Source organism: Telmatobacter bradus, assembly GCF_048629425.1.
In the GTDB taxonomy this organism is placed as follows: Bacteria; Acidobacteriota; Terriglobia; order Terriglobales; family Acidobacteriaceae; genus Telmatobacter; species Telmatobacter bradus.
Genome location: NZ_CP184532.1, coordinates 3,441,541 through 3,462,853 on the forward strand (window position 1 = coordinate 3,441,541; position 21,313 = coordinate 3,462,853).

Consider the following 21,313-nt stretch of genomic DNA (forward strand, 5'->3'; position numbering starts at 1 on the left):
TCGTCAAGAGAAAGTTTTTTTCAAGCGCAAATCCTTGCTGCTGCACGCGAAGAAATCCAGCCTTCCGGCACAAAGCCTCATCAAACTCCGTTTTCCTGCACATGCAACAGCCGCGCCTTTTTCTGCCGAATTCCACCCCAATTCCGCACCTCAGACTGCATGATTCCACCCTCTTGACTGTGCCGTTGACTGTAGCGCTAGAGCTAGGGCATGTAGAATGATCCCCTGAAGCAGTCGAGCAGACCGCTTCCACCTTCGAATTGCGCGAGGAATCCCCCGATGGCCACTACCATGAAGGACATTGCCCGGGAGCTGGGCGTTTCCATCATCACGGTCTCCAAAGTCCTGCGCAACCACGCCGACATTGGCGAAAAGACCCGTCAGCGCGTGCTCGACAAGGTGCGCGAGATGAACTACACGCCCAATCTGGCGGCGCGTTCGCTGGTAACCGGGCGCACCTACCTGGTGGCTCTGGTGGTACCCGATCTGCTGCACACCTTCTTTGCAGAAATCGCCAAATCGCTCTCAGCGGCGCTGCTCAAAAAAGGCTATTGCCTGACCATCTCCACTACGGAAGAGGATCCGGCTCTGGAGGAGCGCACCATCGAGCGCCTGCTGGCCCGCAGGGTGGACGCACTGATCATCGCCTCGGCGCTGAGCCACAGTGCAACGCTTGAGCGCGTGCAGAGCGAGGGCCTGCCGCTGGTGCTCATTGACCGGCGCTTTCCTATGCTCGACGCCAACTACGTGGGCGTGGACGATGAGCGTGTGGGCGAGTTGGCCACCAGCCACCTGATCACCATCGGCTGCAAGCGCATTGCCCACCTTCGCGGGCCCGACACCAGCTGCGGGCGCGGCCGCGTGGACGGCTACCGAAAGGCCATTGCCGCCCACGGCCTGAAGCTGCACGCGGCTTCCATCAGCGATCTGTCACTGGCCGACGCCCACGGCATCGCGCAGGGCGAAGCGCTCACCCGCCGTCTGCTCCAGGTGAAGACGCCGCCCGACGGCATCTTCACCTTCAACGACGCCATGGCCATCGGCGCGATTCACGCCCTGCAGGAAGCTGGCCTGCGCGTACCGGAAGACGTGGCCGTAATCGGCGCGGGCAATCTGTATTACAACGACGAGCTGCGTGTGCCGCTCTCCACCATCGACCAGCAGACCACGCAGGCAGGCGAGCACACAGCCCGGCTGGTGCTTGCGCTGCTGGAAGCCAAGACGCCGCCCAAGCCCCGCACCATTCTGCTGGAGCCGCGTCTGGTGGCGCGCGCCAGCACCCGGCGAGCAGCTGCGCACAACAAGAAGAAATAAGCACTGCGCCGGAAAACAGAATAGGCTCCAAAATCCCGGGGCTAAAGCCCGCGCTTATTTTTCCGACTTCATACGAGGGTTAAAACCCTCGCCTCCCTCCGCGACAAAAGCCCGAGGGAGAATCGGAGGGTGCCGTGGCCTTCAGGCCCGGAAAAATCGCGCAACAAAAAACGCCGGAGCATGCGCCCCGGCGTTTTCCTTTTCTGTGTACTCCGCTTACAACACCTTGTCGATGGTGACGATGTCCACCAGCCCCTTGGCTCCATAAAGCGCGGGCAGAATCTTCTCTGCCGAATGCTTGCGGCGCAGCTCGGCCACCTTGTCGGTGCCGCGACGGTAGGCAGGCAGATACATACGCCCCAGCAGCGGATGGCGGCCCCATGCACCACTGAGCTTGTCGGAGCGTTCGAGGCTGACCAGGAAGTCCTTGCGCAAGGTGGCGGCCACTTCCGGCTGCGGCTTGCCCTCGCCCCAAGTCAGGTAGGAGGACTGGTTCTTGGCGTCGTCCTGCAACAGAGCCAGCAAGACGCCAATCTGCAAATCTTCGTCAGGCAGCTGCTCTACTTCCGTCACGCCGTGGGCGATCAGGATGGCGTTGTTGGCAATACCCTCGAAGAGCGTAGCGGCGCGCGTGTTCATGGTGAGCACCGAAGCCTCAAAGCCCGCCTGCTTGCGGTAGTACAAATTCTGCAGGTAGGCAAAGGTGGTCACGTGGCCAGGAACCACTTCGTGGCTCACCAACTGCTCGAATTCGGGGTAGGAAATCGAGAGCGAAGCATTGATCTCATAGGTGGCTTCGTACTCGGGCTCGCCGCTGGCCTTGCGGGCGCGGCCCAGGTAGTTCATGGAGCCGGAAAACCACGCATCCTTAATGGGCAAAAAGCCAATGTTGGCGCGCGGCACGGGAGCGAACTCCGCAGGCAGATAGGGCAGCAGATTCTTGGCGCTCAACTGGTCAAAGTGGGCAATGACGGCCGCACCCAGACCGCGCACGCTGGCCATGGGAATATAGCGGGCGTTACGCCATGCGTCCACCGCTTCCAGCAGACCGGCTTCGGGCTTGTAACCCGCCTTGGCCAGCAGTTCAGTCACGCGGGCACGCTTGGCCTCAGGCTGGCTGGGCTCAGGCTTCAATCCGGTGGAGGCAAGCACCGAGCGCTCGTAAGGCACGGCCGCGCCGTGGCCCAGAACTTCCAGCGCCAGATCGTACATGGCCTCAACACTGATCGCAATTCCGGCCAGATACTCGCCGCGCTGGCCGCCAATCTTTGCGCCTTCGCTGCGCAATCCGGCAATCGCAGTGGGCAGATCCACAAGCTTCAAATACTGAGCAACGGCCTCGCGGTCGAGTTCCTTGGCGGAAACGCCGCCGGGCTCGCGCACCTGCTTAGCCAGCGGGTGCGTGTAGGCTTCCGGCAAGGGCTCGTCGCTGAACCAGGAGTCGGCGATAAAGCGGCCGGTGCCAGAGGCGCAGAGCACATCTCCGCCCCACAGCGTGTCAATGGCCAGAATCGCATGGGCAGTAAAAATTGCAGCTCGATCCATTTACTTCTCCTTCTTCTGGCTGATGTACCAGACGTAGAGGCAGAGGCCAACAAAAAGCACGATGGCCAGTGGCTGGCTGATGAGGTCATTGTCGTAAAACGGGCTCTGAATCAGCTCTTCACGATAGCCGGGGATAAGCCGCAAAGCCGCGCCCAGCACGCCACCAAGCGCACCACCAGCCATTAGACCGCTGGCCAGAATCACGCCCCGTTCGCGGATCGAGCGGCCCTCGTCGCCACCGGTATTCTCCGACTTTTTGTTGACAAAGTGCGAAAGCACACCGCCCGCCAACACCGGCGAGGTGAGGCTGAGCGGCAGATACATACCAAGGGCAAAGACCAGCGAGGATTTGCCCAGCATCTCCATGATCACCGAGATGACAGCACCGATGCCAAAGAGCACATAGGCCACCGGCTGACGGCTGAGAAAGCTGACCACCAGCGCCTTCATGATGGAGGCCTGCGGGGCAGCCAGCACCTGACGCGCGTCGCCCGGCGTCGCCTCGCCAAACTGGAAAGCGTGCGCCAGCAGAATGATGGTGAGGCCCGAGGCGATGGCCGCCGTAATCACGCCCAGAAACTTGACCTTCTGCTGCGCGGCCGGCGTGGAGCCGAGCCAGTAGCCCACCTTCAGGTCAGTGATGAACTGGCCCGAGACGCAGAGCGCCGTGCAGACCATGCCGGCAATGGCCATCACAAAGAACATGCCGGTGTTGCCGCTGATGCCAAAGTTGAGCAGCACCACGGAGGAGACGATGACGGTGAGCATCGTCATGCCCGAAGCAGGATTATTGGCCGTGGTGGCAATGGCGTTGCCGGCCACCGAGGTAAAGAAGAAGCTGAAGAGCAGCACCAGCGCCAAACCCGCCAGCAGCGCGGTCAAGGCTACCTTGAAGCTGGCAAAAAAGAGGCCGACAGCAAGCGTCGAGACGACCACGCCGACCAGAACCAGCAGCATCGGCACATCGCGGTCGGTGCGGTCGCTGGTGGGCTCCTCGCCGTGGCGGAAGGCGCGCAGGGCGATGGAAAGCGAGTTGAGGATAACGCGCATGGACTTGAGCACGCCGAAGATTCCAGCGGCGGCAATGGCACCTACGCCAATAAAGCGGACGTAGTTGCGATAGATTTCGAGCGCGCTCATCAGCTCCACCGGCTTGACGCCGGGATAGACCGGCGACCCCAGATGGCTGCCGAAGAACCAGATCAGCGGAACGAGAACAAAGTTGGTGAGCACGCCACCCGCGCAGAACATCAACGCAGCGCGCAGGCCCATCACGTAGCCCAGACCGAGCACGAAACCCAGCGCGTCAAAGCTGAAGACCATGCGGCCCTTGTCGGCCAGCGTACGCACGGCGGGAATGAACTGGAAGTCAACGTACTCCTTCCAGACGTGGAAGGTGGTAGCAAAAAAGTCAAAGACTGCGGCCAAGCCCGTGGCCTGAATCAGCAAGCTGGCCTGCGAGCCGCCGCGTTCGCCGGTTACCAGCACTTCGGTGATGGCAGTGGCCTCCGGGAAGGGCAGCTGACCATGCATTTCGCGCACAAAATAGCGACGCAGCGGAATGAGGAAGAGCACGCCCAGACAGCCGCCGGCCAGGCCAATGAGGATGGTCTGCCACGGATGCGGCGAGAGCTGCAAGATGTAGAGCGCGGGCAGGGTGAAAATTGCGCCCGCCGCCACACTGCCCGAGGCCGCGCCAATGCCGATCACAATCACGTTTTCGAGCACCGTGGAACGGCGTTTGAAGACCCGCGCCAAGCCGATGGCAAGGATGGAAATGGGAATGGCAGCTTCCATGCCCTGCCCGACCTTGAGGGCCGAGTAGGCCGAAGCCACGGAGAAGAGAACGCAGAAGACCATACCCCAAAAGAGGGCGCGCAGAGTTAGTTCGGGCTGGCCGGAGCTGGCCGGAACCAGCGGCTGATAGCTTTCGCCTGGAGCAAGTGGTTGGTAGGCATTGTTGGGAAGGACGGAATGGGGTTCGTTCATTGATTCCTCTATCACGGCGCGGCTTTCAGTGCGTCGCGCCTGCCCACGCCGGGGTGCGCGGGACTGTCACAGTCTAAATCAGAGAGCAGAGTACAGAGGACAGTTGGTTTGTGCCAAAGCTGGAGATATGGACTTTTTCGTACTTTCATCCTTTCCCCATGCTTTATGCATACTTTTCACCGCTTGCTGTCAGATGCAGGCGGCGATTGATCTGGCAAATGAAGCGTATTGCGTGCTTCCCCACCCTAGCCACAAAAACAAAGACGTGGCGAGGGTGAGGCACCCGAAGTGTCGTGGTATTTGTTTGCCGAGTCAATAAGCGTCCGCTGTTGGCTGCCCGCCGCCTCTGTTCTCTGTTTTTAAACTTCTTTGTATGCTTGTAACGCTGGTTGGTGCACAATAGATGCTCAGGAGAAAGAGCCTTGCCTCGCATACACTTCCATCTGCAGCTGGTTGAACTAAAAGACAAGATGATGGCCATGGCCGCCCTGGCCCAGCAAGGGGTGGAATCGGCCGTGGACGCGTTTCTGCAGCGCGACAAGGGGTTGTGCAAGTTCGTCAAGCAGAACGAGGCAGCCATCAACACGGCCCAGCGGGAGCTGGACGAGATGGCCTACGAACTGCTCGCCAAGGAACAGCCGATGGCTGTGGATCTGCGCTTTATTCTGGCCGTGATCAAGATCAACGGCGACCTGGAGCGGATTGGCGACCAGTCAATGGGCGTGGCCCGGCGCACCAAGGAGCTGATCGAGCTGGAGGATGTTGCGCTACCGGTGGACTTTGAGTCCATGGGCGAGTACGCCGGCCGCATGATCCGCACGGCGGTGCAGGCGCTGCTGGAAGGCGATGCGCGGCTGGCCGATACGGTGCTTGAGATGGACGACGAAATCGACCGCATGAATCACCGGGCCCACGACGACCTGCTCCGCATGATTCAGGAACAGCCGCAGAATACCCAGCAGGCCATGAAGGGAATTTTTGTAGCCAAGAATCTGGAGCGCATTGCCGACCATGCGGCCAACATCGCCACCGATGTCATCTTCTGGGTGCGCGGAGCCGATGTGCGCCATCAGCTGAGCCTGATGGCCGAGTAGCGGAAGACAGCTTCTAGCCACCAGCTTCCAGCTCTTTTTGCCGGAACCAAACTCCTCGATTTAGCCAAAGTCCTGTCCATGACTGGATGAGCTGACAGCTGGCTGTCAGCAAAAAGATGCTTTTCAAATACCGGATGGCCCGGGTTCCACACATGCGAGGAACCCGGGCCATCCGGTTATTTATTTTGCCTAAAAGCCGCTACAGCATCGGTCAGCAGAATGAGCCTTTAGCTTCTAGCTAGTAGCTGGAAGCTAGAAGCTGCCGTCTTACCCCTTGGCGAACATGGCCTTGATGCCGCGCAGCGCCTGCCGGGTTCTCTCCTCGTTTTCGATCAGCGAGAAGCGTACGTGGGTATCGCCGTAGTCACCAAAGCCGATGCCCGGGCTGACGGCCGTCTTGGCCTCGTTCAGCAGGAGTTTCGAGAACTCCATCGAGCCCAATTTGGCGTACTGCTCGGGGATTTTGGCCCAGACGAACATGGTGGCTTTGGGGCTGATGACGGGCCATCCCAGCTTGTTCAGACCATCGACGAGCACATCGCGGCGCTTACGATAGATTTCGCAAATTTCGGCGACGCAATCCTGCGGACCTTCGAGCGCCAGAATCGAAGCCACCTGAATCGGCGTAAAGGTGCCGTAGTCGAAGTAGCCCTTCAGGCGGCCAAGGGCGGCCACCAGCGTCTTGTTGCCGCACATGAAGCCCACACGCCAGCCGGGCATGTTGTAGCTCTTCGAAAGGGTGAAGAACTCAACGGCCACGTCCTTGGCACCGGGCACCTGCAGCACGCTGGGCGGCTTGTAGCCGTCGAAGGCGATGTCGGCGTAGGCAATGTCGTGAATCAGGTAGAAGCCATATTCCTTGGCCAGCTCCACCAGACGAGCCAAAAACGGCAGCTCCACACACTCCGTAGTCGGATTTGACGGGAAGTTGACGATGAGCGCCTTGGGCCGCGGCACCATGCGCGGAATCAGGTCTTCCAGCTCGTGCAGGAACTGCTCACGATCTACGATGGGCACACTGACGACGTGCGCACCGGCAATCACCGGGCCGTAGATATGGATGGGATAGCTGGGATTGGGCACCAGAACCGTATCGCGCGAGTCCAGAATGGCCAGACAAAGGTGGGCAATGCCCTCCTTGGAGCCGATGGTGACGATGGCCTCGGTGTCGGGGTCCAGATCGACGTCATAGCGCGACTTGTACCAGTTGCAGACGGCCTTGCGCAGACGCGGAATGCCGCGCGAAACCGAATAACGGTGGGTGACGGGCTTGAGCGCCGCCTCCACCATCTTTTCAACGATGTGTTTGGGGGTGGCTCCATCGGGATTACCCATCCCGAAGTCGATAATATCTTCGCCGCGCCGGCGGGCGGCCATCTTCATCTCGCCGGTGATGTTGAACACGTAGGGGGGCAGACGTTGGATGCGGCTGAACTCTTCCATATCGACCAGTTTAAGACAGAAAGTTCACGCTTGCCGACTGTCTGAGGCAAAGTTGCCCGTTTCCCGATGCCGCATCGAGCCTACAGAGCGGGAAAATAGAGCTCTCCAAAGTACATTCAACCGTCCGTAAATTTTCATGATCCTGCTTGCCTTGCCGATGACCGGCCCAGACCTTGAAGTCAATGCCTGCAAGGACGTAACGATGGCAATTTTGAAAAGTATCCGCGACCGCTTGATGGCCTCTGTGCTGCTGCTTTCGGCTGTAGCCACAGGCATTGGCCTGTTCGGTCTGATGAAAGCCGCGGATCTGCGCGACCGCATGGACCAGATCGCTGGCCCCATCGCCGGGCGGGCACGGCTCACCGATGAGGTTGACGTCAATCTGATCAACTACATCCGCATGCAGAAGAACGTAATTCTGGCCTCCGGCGACCAACAGCGGCAGGAATTTGAACGCCAGCAACAAGGCTATTCCACGGCTTTTGATACGGCGCTGGACGATTGGGAACCGATCGCCTCCGATTTGGGCAAGCAGGACATCCACGACATCCGCATAGCCTTTGACGAATACAAAGAACTGAACCACCATGTGTTGCAACTGGTTGATGGCGGTCATCCAGATCAGGCGCAGGCGCTTTCGGTCAGCAAGAGTTTTGAAATTTTTGCCCGCATCCGCAAACCGCTGGACACCTCAAAAAAACGCGCCGCCGAAGATCTTGCCCGCCAGAAGGATGAGACCACCACGCTTTTCCATCATCTGTGCTGGAGCCTGGGTCTGGCCATTCTGCTGGGCGTGGGCTTTGGTGTGACCTTGTCGTGGTATGTGGTGACTGAAACCGTGCGTCGGCTGAACCGTGTGCGTGACTATGTGCGCGACATGGCCGAGGGCGAGGGCGACCTGACCAAACGCATCAAAATCGTGCACGAGGACGAACTGGGCGAGGTTGGTCACTGGATCAACAAATTTCTGGAGGGCGTTGAAGAGATCATCGCGCACGTGGCCGATAACACCGAGCGGATCGCGGCAGCGGTCGGGTATATTGCTAGTTCTGCACAAAGCATTGCCACCTCCAGTCAGAGCCAAAACAGCAAGGCAATCGAAGTATCGGATGCCATGCACAATATGGCCTTCAGCGTCTCCGAAGTCAGCCAGCATGGCGAACAGGCGGCTCTTACCGCGCAGGAGGCAGGCCAGGCAGCGCAAGGCGGTAGCCGGATTGTTGATAACACAGTGGCCATCATGCGCGAGATTGCTGACTCGGCCCGCCATAGCTCCGAAACGATCCAGCAACTGGATCAATCGAGCGACCAGATTGGGCGCATCGTGGCCGTGATCAACGAGATTGCCAGCCAGACCAGCCTGCTGGCCCTCAATGCCACCATCGAAGCTGCCCGCGCCGGTGAACAGGGTCGCGGATTTGCCGTAGTGGCGGGCGAAGTGCGCCGCCTTGCGGACCGCACCACCCAGGCCACCAAGGAGATTGGTTCCATGATCTCCAGCGTGCAACAGACCACCCATCAGGCCGTTGAAGTAATGGACCAGAGCACGCGCAAGGTGGACCACGGCATGGAAATGGTGCAGCAGTGCAGCACGGCGCTTGCGCAGATCACCTCCCGCGCCGGCGATGTGGAGCACATGATCAGTCAGATTGCCGCCACCGCTACGGAACAGGCCACCACCACGCGCGAGATGAACTCCAGCATGGGTTTAATTGCCACTATGGTGCGCGAATCGTCCAGCTCCGCACAGGAGTCGGCAGGAGCCTGTCAGCAGCTCTCCCAACTCACAGGCGACCTGAAACAACTGGTTGGCCGCTTCAAAACCAGCCGGTCGGCCACAGCTTAAGCACACTCACTCCAAGAAAAAAACGGCTTCTCCGCAGGGGGAAGCCGTTTCTGTTTTCGCCGTGCGGGGTGGGCGAATTTATACTTGAAAGATCATGAGCGAGTTTCTTCCTGTCGATGAGCAGCTGGACCTGCTGCAGAAGGGTGCGGCTGAGATCATCCGCGTCAGTGACCTGCGTGAACGGCTTGAGGAGAGCCGCAAGACGGGCCGTCCGTTACGGATCAAGGCCGGTTTTGATCCGACCTCGCCCGACCTGCACCTGGGCCACACCGTGCTGATGCGCAAACTGCGCCATTTTCAGCAGCTCGGCCACACCGTTATTTTTTTGGTGGGCGACTTCACCAGCCTGATTGGCGACCCCACCGGCCGCAACGTGACGCGCAAGCCGCTCACCCGCGAACAGATCGACAAGAACGCCGAGACCTACAAGGAACAGGTCTTCAAAATTCTTGACGCCGACAAAACCGAAGTCCGCTACAACAGCGAGTGGCTCGGCAAGATTGACTACGAAAAGATCATCCGCCTTTCAGCCCACTTCACGGTGAGCCAGATGCTGGAGCGTGACGACTTCCACAAGCGCTATGAGGCCGAGCAGCCGATCAGCCTGCACGAGTTCCTCTACCCCGTCATGCAGGGCTACGACTCGGTCTGCCTGGAGTGCGACGTGGAGCTGGGCGGCACCGATCAGAAGTTCAACCTGCTGTGCGGCCGCGAACTACAGCGCCACTACGGCCAGAAGCCGCAGATCGTGCTGATGACGCCCATCCTGGAAGGCCTGGACGGCGTGCAGAAGATGTCCAAGTCGCTCGGCAACGCCATCGGCATCAATGAGCCCGCCAGCGAAATGTACGGCAAGCTGATGAGCATCAACGATGATCTGATGTGGAAGTATTTTGTCTTCCTCACTGATCTTCGTCAGAGCGAAGTGAATGCGATGAAGGCCGACGTAGCCGCGGGCAAACTGCATCCGATGGCCGTGAAAAAGCAGCTGGCCCGCACCATCGTCGCCGGTTTCCACTCCGAGACAGCCGCCGCCGAGGCCGATGAAAACTGGGCCAGGATGTTCCAGCAGAAGGAAGCGGCTGAAAATCTGGAAGAGGTCAATCTTTCCATCGCCGATCTTGCCGGACCCAATCCAGGAGAAGTCCGTCTGCCCAAGCTGCTGGTGGCTCTGGGGCTTGCCGCAAGCGGCGCTGAAGCCAACCGCAAGATCGCCGAAAAGGCAGTCAAGCTGGATGGCGAAACCGCTGCGGGCAACATCTTCTCCGTAGCCTCGCTGCCGGCCAAGGTGAATGTGCGCATGGGTAAACGCGCCAAAATCGCCGTCCTCGCATAGCTTCAAAACACCCTCATCCTTCCCAGCTCCCGCCTTTGGGCGCTGGGAAGGATGATCCATCCCTTCGCCTCCCTTCCCTTTCGTGCCCCCTCCGCCGCAAAATCAGGAAAAGCGCTTGCAGGCAGACTTCGCCTATGGGATATAACAAAATCAGGGATGCTGTACCCGCAAGCCACAGCTCCAAAGTTGCCGTGACCATCAGGGAACGGCAACCTTGCACGATTTTTCTGGGGCTACCTTTCCTGATTTTGCTCTAGTCGTCTATCCTGTTGAACGCAGTCAGGATCCTCCTGGAAAATTGCTTTTTGAAGATCCCGTGAAAAGGCGTTCCGCCAGCGCCATGCAGCTCTTTTTATGACTAATGTGGAGAGAAGTTCTTTCGACAGGAATCAGGCACGATGCAACGGGTCGCACTGATCTATAACCCGATCTCTGGCCAGCACTCAACGGCACGCAAACAACTTCTGGAGCGTGTGCTTGCAGTGTTACGCGGGGCAGGCCTCACGGTTACTCCTTTTGAAACCGATGGCCCCGGCAGCGGCCCGGAACTGGCGCAGCAGGCCGTCCGCGAGGGCTATGACACGGTGCTGGCCTGCGGCGGCGACGGCACCATGCACGCCGTATTGCAGGGGCTGGCCGGTTCGCAGACCGCCCTCGGCGTCATTCCCTTCGGCACAGCCAATGCGCTGGCAGCAGCGCTCGGTTTGGCCGGTTCGCCTGTGCGTGCGGCCAAAAAGCTGCTCACGGCCGAGCCGGTACGGATTCCCGCCGGTCGCATCTTCTATCGCGACGAAGCGGGCCAGGAGCAGTCGCGCTACTTTCTGGTGGCTGCCGGCATTGGCCCGGACGCGCTTCTGATGGCCTCGATGGATGCGGGCCTCAAGCGGCGGCTCGGCTATCTGCTCTATCTGATTCAGGGCTTCCGCATCTGGGCGCGGGGCGACTTCCCGATGTTCGCGGCACTCTTCGGCAAGGATCGCCCTTACACACGCCGCGTCTCACAACTGCTGGTAATTCGCGTCCGCTCGCTGGGCGGAGCGGTGGGGGCGCTGGTGCCCGGCGCCAGCCTGCACTCCGATTCCCTGCGCATGCTGGCCTTTGCCACCCAGAGCCGCTGGCAATATCTGAAGTTTGTCACCGGAGCGGTGCTCGGCCGCCATCGGTTTTCGCGCATTGTGGACCTGTTCGAAACCAGTCACGCCGCCTGCGCCATGCCCGACGATCCGCACACCCAGCTGCTGGCCGAGGCCGACGGCGAAGTACTCGGCCGCCCTCCCATCCGCATGGAAGTGGTGCCCGACGCCGTCACCCTGCTGGTGCCGCCGGAGAGAAAGATATAGGGTCCTCCTTAAAACACAATGGCCTCCGCCGCAGCTGCGATGGAGGCCGTTGTGTTTGCTTGCCAGCTTACTTCTTCAGCGGCTTGCGAGCGAAGTAGTAGAGAGCAAAGGCCAGAGCAGCAAAGCCCAGCACCGACACAAAATCGTTGTAGAGGATGGAGTGCGGGATGGCCAGAGGATTGTCCTTATTGAAGGCCGTTTCGTAGCCCTTGAGCGCCACGCCTACCAGACCCACCAGACCACCGGCGGCGATCAGACCGCTGGCGAACAGGGAACCGGGAGAAACCTCGCTCTCAGCCTCGGTTTCGCCATTGCGTTTGGCAGCCTGCTCCACCAACCAGCGCACGACACCGCCAATGAAGATGGGCAGCGTGGTGCCAATGGGCAGATACGCACCCACGGCAAAGGTGAGCGAGCGAATGCCGAGCAACTCCACGGCAATCACCAGCGCCACACCCAGCAGAACCAGTCCCCAGGGCAGCTTGCGGCTCAGAATGCCGTTGATGACGGTGGCCATCAGACGGGCCTGCGGGGCGGGCGCGGCAGCCGAGCCGATGCCCTGCACCCAATGCACTGCAATCGTGCCCGTAGCCGGCGCATACAGATACTTGCCGTCCTGCAGTTCCGTGGAACCGATGGCGTTCAGCAGCACGTACTCCGACTTGGGATGGATCGTGGTTTTGTTAGCCGCATCCAGAACGCGAATCTGCTCCGGCAGGTGGCGCACATCGTTCTGCACCGTCACGCCGGGATGTTGCGCGGAGAGAGTCCACGGCTGATTCATGGAGTGGAATTCCTGCAGGCCGGTGTTCATCAGGTTCAGCGTAAAGCCGATGACGAAGGTCGAGACGATCACGCCCACCATCAGCGCAATCTGCTGCAAGCGCGGCGTGGAACCGATGATGTAGCCGGTCTTCAAATCCTGCGAGGTGTCGCCGGAGTTGGAAGCCGCAATGCAGACCGCGCCGCCGATGGTAATGGCCAGCGCGCTGTAAGCGGGAGCCGTCCAGCCAAACAAGAGGAAGATGGCGGCGGTAGCCATCAACGTAGCAATGGTCATGCCTGAAACCGGGCTGGCCGAGGAACCAACCAGACCCACAATGCGTGAGCTGACTGTGACAAAGAGGAAGCCGAAGACAACCACCAGCAACGAGGCCGAAAGATTCGCGCCCCAGCCCACGTATGCGCCCGGAACCGGCTTGAACTCCAGAAAGAGAAACATGCAAAGGAAGATCAGCAGCGAGCCGATGATCACCACACGCATCGACAGATCGTCTTCGGTACGCTTGGCCTTGACCTTGGCCGCGCCCGCCCCCATGCTCTTCATACCGGCAGAAAGCGCACTGATCAGGGTAGGAATCGTCTTGAGCAGCGTGATCAAACCAGCCGCAGCCACGGCACCTGCGCCCATCGGCTTGATGTAGGTGGCCCAGATCTCGCTCGGCTCCATCTGCGCGATGGGCGTCAGTCCGGGATAGATCGGATGGCTGATTTCCTTGCCAAAGAAGTAGATCAGCGGCATAACCACCAGCCAGCTGAAGACGCCGCCAGCAAAGATCACGCCCGCAACCTTGGGGCCAATGATGTAGCCCACACCCAGATATTCACTGGTGGCATCGGCGTTGATCGACGAGCCTTTGAGCACATGCTGCGGGCCAAAGTCGGGCCGAAACTCGGGATTGCCCGGCCACAGACCGAAGAGGTTGCTGTTCTGAAAAAAAGTGTAGAGCCCGCCCAGGCCCAGGCCCAGAAAAACGCGACTAGCGAGCGATCCGCCCTTTTCACCGGCGATCAGAACGTCGGCGCAGGCCGTACCCTCGGGATAGGGCAATGCTCCATGCTCTTCGACGATCAGCTGACGGCGCAAGGGGATCATGAACAACACGCCCAGCCAGCCGCCGATCAGTGCCAGCATGAAGATGCGCGAGTACTCCAGATCAAAGCCGAGAAAAACCAGCGCCGGCAGGGTGAAGATCACGCCCGAGGCAATCGACTGGCCGGCATTGCCGGTCGTCTGCACAATGTTGTTCTCAAGGATCGAAGCCTTGCCAAAGGCGCGCAGAATGCTGATCGAAAGCACCGCGATGGGAATCGAGGCCGCCACGGTCAGGCCGGCACGCAGGCCCACATAGACCGTGACGGCGCCAAAGATGATGCCAAAGATGGAACCCAGAAGAATTGCCCGCAGGGTAAATTCGGGCGGTTTCTGGTTGGCAGGAATGAAGGGTTGAAACTCAGGCACGGGAAGCCTCCGAAAGCTTATATTTCAATTGTAAAGTGGTCAACGATGCCGAGTGTATCAGCCAGAGGATAAAGAAGGGAGGAAGAGAATTTTCTTGCTTCCCCACCTAGCCACAAAAACAAAAACGTGGCGAGGATGAGGCACCCAGGGGTGTTGCTATTGTTGCCGGATCAATCCTGCTTCGCAGGCGCAGCCGTTGAGCCACGCAGCACCAGCGAGGTGCTCACCAGAAATTCGCGCTGAATCGGCTGGCCCGAGGCAGACTCTTCCACCTGAATACGCAACGCCTCAAAGGCAGCATGGGCCAGATCCACGCGGGAAAGGCGGATGGTGGTCAGCGGCGGCAGGGTGAACTCGGCAAAGTCAATGTCGTCCAGACCAACAACCGACAGATCATGCGGTACCTGCACTCCAGCCTGATAGGCAGCGCGCAAGACGCCGATGGCTGTTGTGTCATTGGAGCAGAGAATGGCCGTGGGTCGCTGCGCATGGGCCTGCAAACGGGCAAAACCCGCCACGCCACCCTTCAGCGTGTGGTCGCACTCGATGATCCACTCCGGCCGAACCGCAAGACCCGAAGCCTCCAGAGCAGCACGAAAATCCTTTTCGCGGGTAAGCGCCGAATGCAGCTTGCGCGGCCCGGCAAGGAAGGCTACGTCCTGGTGACCGAGTGCGGCCAGATGGCGCACCGCCTCATGAATGCCGGTGGAGTAGTCGAGCAGGATGGTGCTGGCCTTAGGATCATCGAGCTGGAACTCGGCCAGCACAATGGGCACATTGCGATGGGTCAGCTGGTCAAGCACCGGCTCTTCTTCGCCGAAGGTCATCACGGCCACGCCGTCCACCTTGCGCTCCAACATGCGGCGCACGCAGTTGGTCAGCACCGCGGCATCGCTATTCGACGAGCTGACCAAAATCTCATAGCCGTGGGCCACGGCAATCTCTTCAAAGCTCTGCACCAGCTCCGGAAAAAACGGGTTGGTGATGTTTTCCACAATGATGCCAAACAGGCGACTGCGGCCAGAGACCAGCGTGCGGGCATGCGTGTTGGGAAAGTAGTTGAGCTGATGGATAGCCTGCCAAACGCGCTTGCTCAGCTTGTCGCTCACCAGCGATGAGCCGTTGATGGTGCGCGAAACCGTGGCAATCGATACCTTGGCCAAGGCTGCGACAGTACGAATGTCGGGAGTTTTGGAAGCGGATTTTGGAGCAGGCTTTCGCGGCACGACAGGGTCCTGATGCAGAAGTAAACGTTTGTAAGAGCAATGGTATTGCATTCTGAAGGATTTTGCCTGGGTCAGTTGGCAAAATCTCTCAGAATGCTGCGATGGAACCGGCCCGCTGCAAAGCAGGATCAGCTGATCGTCCTTTGTCTCAGTCGCGCTCGGCAATCAACAGACGAATATCGCGCAAATTATGGCCGGTGGGGCCGGTCACAACCGCATCGCCCAACGCCGTGAACATCGGACAGGCGTTGAAAGCCGCCAGGCTTGCCTTCAGATGGAAGCCGAAGGTGTGGGCGCGCTCCACTGTAGTGGGGTCGGCAATGGCTCCGGCCACCTGCGTGTTGCCGTCAATGCCGTCGGAACCCGCGCTGAGCACCGTCAGACGCTCGCCCGGATGCCTTTCCAGATCGAGCGCGCAGGCCATCACAAACTGCTGGTTGCGGCCGCCCGCACCGGGCGTTTTGTTGATGGTCACTGTCACTTCGCCCACCGAAATCAGGCATAGACGCTTGTGCACGGCACGCAGCGCATGGAAGCGCTCCATCAGATAGCGGGCCGCATCCTTGTAGTCCCAGTCGTCGCAACTGTTGTCTACAAATACCGTATATCCAGCCTTTTCGGCCAGATGACGGGCGTTCTCGCCCAGATCGTGCGCCGAAAGCAGCACCTCATAAACAGAGTCGCGGAAGATCTCGTCTTCGCCGCTCATTGCCGCAGCCGAGGTGGCCGTGCGTGGCGAGGAGTTCTTGCCAAGCAGCGGAAGCTGGAAGATGGGCGGAACCCAGCTCTTGTTGCCCGGCGACTCCGGCAGATCCGTGCGCTCAAAGAAGGCGCGCACCGCAGGCGGAAACTTCTCGGCCAGATGGTACTTTTCCATCAGGGTACGCACATCGTCCACGGTCGAGTGGTCAGGCGAAGTGGGCCCGGAAGAGAGCGCATCCAGCGTGCGCAGCGGCACGTCAGGCAACAGGATGTTGACCTTGGTGGCCTCAGGCGCGGCCATGGCCAGACGACCAGCCTTGACCGCCGAAAAGTGCTTGCGCAGCGTGTTGACCTCGTTGATGGGAGCTCCCGACAAGAGCAGCGCCTGATGGAAGGCCCGTGTGTCTTCCAGGCTGATCGAAGTATCCAGCGGCAGATCAAACATGGCCGAACCGCCCCCCGAAATCAGGAAGAAGACCAGCGTATCCTTCCTGGCCTTGCGCAACATGTTCAGCGCGGCACGGGCAGCCAACATGCTTTCGTCGTTGGGCAGCGGATGACCACCCTCAAAGTAGCGAATGCGCCAGGAGCGCTTGGCAGGCATCTGCGGCGAACAACAGATGCCGCGAATGCCCTTGCGGCGCTTGAGCCGGTCAAAGAGCGTTTGCAGCATGGGTTCGGCAGCCTTGCCGATGGAAACAATAAAGATGCGCTTGTAGGCCGAGATGTCAATCGTATCTGGTCCACCGCCGTCGGGCAGCAGGCGGCGCAGCGTGTTGCCGTCAAACGCAATGCGGCGATCAAAGGCCGAGCCAATGTTGCAGGCCTCGAGCGCACCTTCATAAATTTCGGTAGCCTTGGCGTGCAGCGCGTCAATCGCGATATCACCAACCGGGGTCATCTGAGCGTCTCCTGAAGCCAGCCGGCGAGTGCGTCTTGCATGGGCTCGATCCGGCCGGTAAAAAAATGATCGGCGTCCTCAATCAGGGCCAATCGTCTGGGTGAATGGGCTTGGTGAATGAGCTGCTCCAGCTCCTCGGCGGGGGCGTATTCGTCTCTGTTTCCGCTGAGGAAGAGCTTGGGGAGGAAGCAGGATTCAAGGAAGGGATATTCGTAGCGCCGGCCTTCGGCGCTCAGGGGAAGGCCCAGGCAGACCAGAGCGCACACGCGTGCAGAAGCAGAGGCGGAAGTACCGGGTGGACAACAGGCAGCTAGACTCATCGCGGCCCCAAAACTGAATCCCGCAACGACTATCGGCCGGTTGTATTCGTTCTTGAGCCATTCCAGAGCAGCCAGCACATCGCCGGATTCCGCCACTCCATCGTGCTTCCCCTGGCTGAGGCCAGTGGAACGAAAGTTGAAGCGCAGGGTGGGAAGGCCAAAGCCCCAGGCCGGGTCATTCAGCACCTTCATGGCGTGATAAACAACCTTGTTGTGCATCGTGCCTCCACCAAGTGGATGCGGGTGGCAGACGAGAGCAACCAGGTTGGATTCCGGAAGCCCTTCATTCAAAATAGCTTCTAATCTTCCTGCCGGTCCCTCCAACTCCAGACTGCGCACCCTGGCTCGCAATGGAGCGACGGTTTCTCCTGCCGGAACGGCAGGAAATACAGCTGTATTGGCAGGCTTCATTCCACGCTTATTCTAAGCGCTTTTTAAGAGGAAAAACGTCCACTGGTCAGACCTTTTCACTCTCTTTTGCGGCTTTTCCGGTAATTCAGGTAAGCAAGAGTGTTTCAATTCAGGACACTGGTGAAAAATCTCCAATTCCCCGGCAAAAAGCTCCCAATCTCCCCCTCGAAACGCCTTCCACATCGGCCTGCAACCACAGAACAGCGTGAATTCCATGCCCCAGTGGGATATTCTGGCTGCATCATGACCGAGACCAGGAAGCCTGAAGCGGTCCGAGCGAAGTTGGACCCGATCGCATTGACCCGCCAGTTGTGTGAGATTGAATCTACCACCTATCACGAGGGAAAAGCTGGAGATTTCCTTGAGCAGTTGCTCGTCGGCCGGGGCTGGCAGGTGGAAAAAATGCCGGTTCCGCAGCCCAACGACGGCAGCACCGGCGAGCGCTGGAATATCTACGCCAGCCTGCCGGGCACAACGCCGGAACTGACCTTTTCCACGCACATTGACACCGTCCCCCCCTACATTCCCTTCCGCGAAGACGACGCCTTCCTCTACGGACGCGGCGTCTGCGACGCCAAAGGCATCATGGCTGCGCAGATTGCCGCCGCCGAGGAACTGCGCGCGGCAGGCCATAAAAACATTGCACTGCTGTTTGTGAGCGGCGAAGAACGCGACTCAGCCGGCGCACTAGTGGCCAATCAGAATCCCCGCCCCAACCGCTACCTGATCAATGGCGAGCCCACCGACAATCGCATCGCTATTGCCTCCAAGGGGGCGTTGCGCGTCTCGCTCAAAGCCACCGGCAAGATGGCCCACTCAGCCTACCCCGAACTGGGCGACTCCGCCGTGCACAAGCTGATCACGCTGCTCGACCGTCTGCTCAAAACCGAGTGGCCCCGCGATGAATTCGCGGGCGACACCACGCTGAACGTCGGCCAGATTCAGGGCGGCTATGCACCTAACGTCATCGCCGACCACGCCGAAGCGCAGGTGCTCATCCGCCTGGTCACGGACTCCTCCGTCATCCGCGAAAAGATTCTGCAGGCAGCCGAAGGCCTTGCCGAAGTGGCATTTACGCTAGATCTGGCCTTTGTACGCCTGAAAGCCGTCGACGGGCTGGAGACGATGGTGGCCAAATTCGCCACCGACATTCCCGGGCTGACCCACTGGGGCGAACCACTGCTGCTCGGTCCCGGCTCCATCCACGTGGCCCACACGCCCGACGAAAAGATCGCCAAGAAAGAGCTTCTTGAGGCAGTCGATCTCTACGTGAAGGTAGCCAAACAGTTGCTCGGCTAATGTTTGTTCTTTCTCCGTCGTTGCACTGCGTTTGGTGTCCAGATCCTACTTTGCGAGTTGGACACCAAACATCCTGCGAGTGCTACCAAACAAAATCCGGGCTTTCCTCCCTGACGTTTTTCCTTCGTTTTTGCTGCACAATTTAGATCCCGAAAGCTACCCTCATGACCACGCCCAATCAGACCGAACTCGATCAGCAATGGATGCAGCACGCTCTGGCACTGGCTCGCCGCGGCACGGCGCTCACTTCGCCCAACCCATCGGTGGGCTGCGTACTCCTCAATGAACAGGGAGAAAAGACCGGCGAGGGTTGGCACGAATACGACCGGCGGGATCACGCCGAAGTGGCCGCGCTCAAGGATGCGGCAGCACGCGGCACAAAGGTTGCCGGCGGCACAGCCTATGTGACGCTGGAGCCCTGCAATCACACCGGCCGCACCGGTCCCTGCTCGCAGGCATTGATCGAGGCAAGGGTAAGGCGCGTCGTTATCGCCACACGCGACCCGAATCCCGTGGCCGTGGGCGGCGTGGAAACACTGGCCGCCGCAGGGATTGAAATGACGGTCGGCGTTTGTCAGGAAGAAGCCCGCCGCCTGAACGAAGCCTTTGCTTGCTGGAGCCAACGCAAGCGCCCCTTTGTGCTGATGAAGGTAGCCGTCTCGCTCGATGGCCGCATCGCGCCCGCTCCCGGATTTCATCGCCACAGCCAGCCCTACTGGATCACAGGCGAAGAAGCCCGCACCGATGTGCAGCGCCTGCGTTGGCAGGCTGACGCCGCAGTGGTCGGCATTGACACGGTGCTGTCCGACGACCCGCTGCTGACCGATCGCAGTGGCCGCGTGCGCCGCCGCCCACTGCAGCGCATCGTGCTGGACTCTGCCCTGCGCATGCCGCTCGACTGCAAGCTGGTGCAGACGGCTGCCGAGGATCTGACCGTCTTTACCGTCTCCAGCGACGCCGACCGCACCGAAGAATTGCGCAAGCGCGGAGTACGTGTGGTGCAACTACCCGCCGAAAGCGGCCGCGTTCCCCTCGACGAAGTGCTCACCCTGCTTGGTCAGGAGGGCATTCTGACGTTGCTGACCGAAACCGGATCGCGCATGAACACCGCGCTACTCACGGCCGGATTGGTGGACCGCCTGCGGCTCTACGTAAGCCCGCAACTGATGGGCTACGATGCTGTGCCCGCCTTCCGTGGCCTCTCCAGCCCGCTCCCGCTGCCCAACGCAACCACCGAACACTTCGGCCCGGATCTGGCTGTGGATGCGCTGCTGAACGATCCGTGGCAGAACAGTTAAAAGCAGCTGTCAGCCATCAGCTGTCAGCTTTTTGTAGTCTGCGGTTGCTTTTAAACTCTACAGAGTAGCTACGCCAGCTTTTTCAACATTCGTTTCGTGCCCGTTTTTTTTCAAAGGAAGAAACATGCCATCCGCAACGATCAAGCTTTTTCTCCCTCGGGGAGCGGCACGCAGTTTGAGAACTGCTGAGATTTCCAACTGGAGTGGTAAGGCTATTGCAGCTCCGCGTACGGAGCTTGATGAGCTACTTACCCGCGAAGAACTTGATAAACCTGGCGTGTATATTCTGACAGGAAGAAACCCTAAGACAGATGGTCCTCATGCATATATCGGAGAAGCCGAAGTAATCAGAGAACGACTCAAACAACATCGGACAAAAGAATTCTGGGTTGCTGTAACGGTTTTTGTCAGCAAGGATGAAAACCTGACCAAAGCACACGTTCGCTATCTTGAATCCAGACTTCTGGAAGAAACGATTCGGGTCAATAGATATTCAACCGATCAAAATCAAGCCGGAGGAGCCAAACTTCCGGAATCAGATCGCGAAGACATGGAAGTATTTCTGGAACGCATTCGGCAACTCCTTCCAGTACTAGGAACAGACATTCTTTCTCCTATTTCGCAACCTTCAGTACAAGGTGAATCCAATAATCAATTGTTTTGCGAAATGAAGGGTGCCAAAGCAATTGGCCAACGAACTGTGAATGGATTTGTTGTTTTTAAAGGCTCCACTGCATCCCTAAGTGAACGACCTTCTGCGGAGAACTACCCCTACTCCTTGGTCCAACGCAAACAACTTATTGCAGACAAGGTTCTTATCGAAAAAGATGGTTTTCTGTCTTTTGATAAAGACGTTGAATTTTCCAGTCCCTCTGCCGCAGCTGCCGTGATTCATGGTGGAAGTGCAAATGGCCTTACAGCTTGGCGAACCAAAGATGGCAAAACGCTCAAATGGATAGACAGCCAATAGCCTGACTATTGCAGGCTTGGTCTCCGACATCCCTGCC

15 protein-coding genes are annotated in these 21,313 nt (G+C 59.3%); 8 read left to right on the plus strand and 7 right to left on the minus strand.

The features are described 5' to 3' along the window. The first annotated feature begins 279 nt into the window (after window positions 1-279). The gene (locus ACOBR2_RS14120) at window positions 280-1,314 is read left to right on the plus strand and encodes a LacI family DNA-binding transcriptional regulator (RefSeq protein ID WP_420236757.1); all 1,035 of its coding nucleotides are present in this window, start codon (window positions 280-282) and stop codon (window positions 1,312-1,314) included. A 216-nt stretch (window positions 1,315-1,530) separates the two neighbouring features. Here ACOBR2_RS14120 and ACOBR2_RS14125 read toward each other — a convergent pair whose 3' ends face one another. Beyond that, window positions 1,531-2,859, minus strand: a complete 1,329-nt coding sequence (locus ACOBR2_RS14125; protein WP_420236758.1) for a hypothetical protein — start codon at window positions 2,857-2,859, stop codon at window positions 1,531-1,533. Continuing rightward, complete coding sequence (locus tag ACOBR2_RS14130; protein WP_420236759.1) at window positions 2,860-4,848, minus strand: OPT family oligopeptide transporter; 1,989 nt, start codon at window positions 4,846-4,848, stop codon at window positions 2,860-2,862. Window positions 4,849-5,270: 422 nt separating this feature from the next. On the opposite strand from ACOBR2_RS14130, the gene phoU reads away from it, so the two are divergent. Further along, the gene (phoU, locus tag ACOBR2_RS14135) at window positions 5,271-5,942 is read left to right on the plus strand and encodes a phosphate signaling complex protein PhoU (RefSeq protein ID WP_420236760.1); all 672 of its coding nucleotides are present in this window, start codon (window positions 5,271-5,273) and stop codon (window positions 5,940-5,942) included. Between the two features lie 267 nt (window positions 5,943-6,209). On the opposite strand, the gene alaC is transcribed toward phoU, so the two are convergent. Further along, window positions 6,210-7,385 carry an alanine transaminase gene (gene alaC, locus ACOBR2_RS14140; RefSeq protein ID WP_420236761.1) on the minus strand — a complete coding sequence of 392 codons (1,176 nt, stop codon included), beginning with the start codon at window positions 7,383-7,385 and terminating at the stop codon, window positions 6,210-6,212. Between the two features lie 202 nt (window positions 7,386-7,587). On the opposite strand from alaC, the gene ACOBR2_RS14145 reads away from it, so the two are divergent. The 3 genes from ACOBR2_RS14145 to ACOBR2_RS14155 all read left to right on the plus strand — a co-directional run bounded on the left by ACOBR2_RS14145 (window position 7,588) and on the right by ACOBR2_RS14155 (window position 11,907). Then, window positions 7,588-9,231, plus strand: coding sequence for a methyl-accepting chemotaxis protein (locus ACOBR2_RS14145; protein WP_420236762.1), 1,644 nt, complete (start codon window positions 7,588-7,590; stop codon window positions 9,229-9,231). 94 nt (window positions 9,232-9,325) lie between these two features. Next, the gene (tyrS, locus tag ACOBR2_RS14150) at window positions 9,326-10,567 is read left to right on the plus strand and encodes a tyrosine--tRNA ligase (protein WP_420236763.1); all 1,242 of its coding nucleotides are present in this window, start codon (window positions 9,326-9,328) and stop codon (window positions 10,565-10,567) included. A gap of 398 nt (window positions 10,568-10,965) precedes the next feature. Continuing rightward, complete coding sequence (locus tag ACOBR2_RS14155) at window positions 10,966-11,907, plus strand: diacylglycerol/lipid kinase family protein (RefSeq protein ID WP_420236764.1); 942 nt, start codon at window positions 10,966-10,968, stop codon at window positions 11,905-11,907. Between the two features lie 67 nt (window positions 11,908-11,974). On the opposite strand, the gene ACOBR2_RS14160 is transcribed toward ACOBR2_RS14155, so the two are convergent. The 4 genes from ACOBR2_RS14160 to ACOBR2_RS14175 form a co-directional block, all read right to left on the minus strand. Then, the gene (locus tag ACOBR2_RS14160) at window positions 11,975-14,149 is read right to left on the minus strand and encodes an OPT family oligopeptide transporter (protein WP_420236765.1); all 2,175 of its coding nucleotides are present in this window, start codon (window positions 14,147-14,149) and stop codon (window positions 11,975-11,977) included. A gap of 170 nt (window positions 14,150-14,319) precedes the next feature. Next, window positions 14,320-15,375 carry a LacI family DNA-binding transcriptional regulator gene (locus ACOBR2_RS14165; RefSeq protein WP_420236766.1) on the minus strand — a complete coding sequence of 352 codons (1,056 nt, stop codon included), beginning with the start codon at window positions 15,373-15,375 and terminating at the stop codon, window positions 14,320-14,322. Between the two features lie 148 nt (window positions 15,376-15,523). After that, the gene (locus ACOBR2_RS14170) at window positions 15,524-16,978 is read right to left on the minus strand and encodes a glycerate kinase type-2 family protein (RefSeq protein WP_420236767.1); all 1,455 of its coding nucleotides are present in this window, start codon (window positions 16,976-16,978) and stop codon (window positions 15,524-15,526) included. Then, entirely contained in the window at window positions 16,975-17,517 is a 543-nt protein-coding gene (locus tag ACOBR2_RS14175) for an alpha/beta hydrolase (protein WP_420236768.1), read from the minus strand. The genes ACOBR2_RS14170 and ACOBR2_RS14175 overlap by 4 nt, the downstream gene beginning before the upstream one ends. Window positions 17,518-17,952: 435 nt before the next feature. Here ACOBR2_RS14175 and ACOBR2_RS14180 point away from each other — a divergent pair, with 435 nt between their 5' ends. The 3 genes from ACOBR2_RS14180 (at window position 17,953) to ACOBR2_RS14190 (ending at window position 21,276) form a co-directional block, all read left to right on the plus strand. Further along, window positions 17,953-19,008 carry a M20/M25/M40 family metallo-hydrolase gene (locus tag ACOBR2_RS14180; RefSeq protein WP_420236769.1) on the plus strand — a complete coding sequence of 352 codons (1,056 nt, stop codon included), beginning with the start codon at window positions 17,953-17,955 and terminating at the stop codon, window positions 19,006-19,008. 164 nt (window positions 19,009-19,172) lie between these two features. After that, window positions 19,173-20,306 carry a bifunctional diaminohydroxyphosphoribosylaminopyrimidine deaminase/5-amino-6-(5-phosphoribosylamino)uracil reductase RibD gene (ribD, locus tag ACOBR2_RS14185; protein WP_420236770.1) on the plus strand — a complete coding sequence of 378 codons (1,134 nt, stop codon included), beginning with the start codon at window positions 19,173-19,175 and terminating at the stop codon, window positions 20,304-20,306. A 124-nt stretch (window positions 20,307-20,430) separates the two neighbouring features. Beyond that, entirely contained in the window at window positions 20,431-21,276 is an 846-nt protein-coding gene (locus tag ACOBR2_RS14190) for a GIY-YIG nuclease family protein (RefSeq protein WP_420236771.1), read from the plus strand. Window positions 21,277-21,313: the final 37 nt, after the last annotated feature.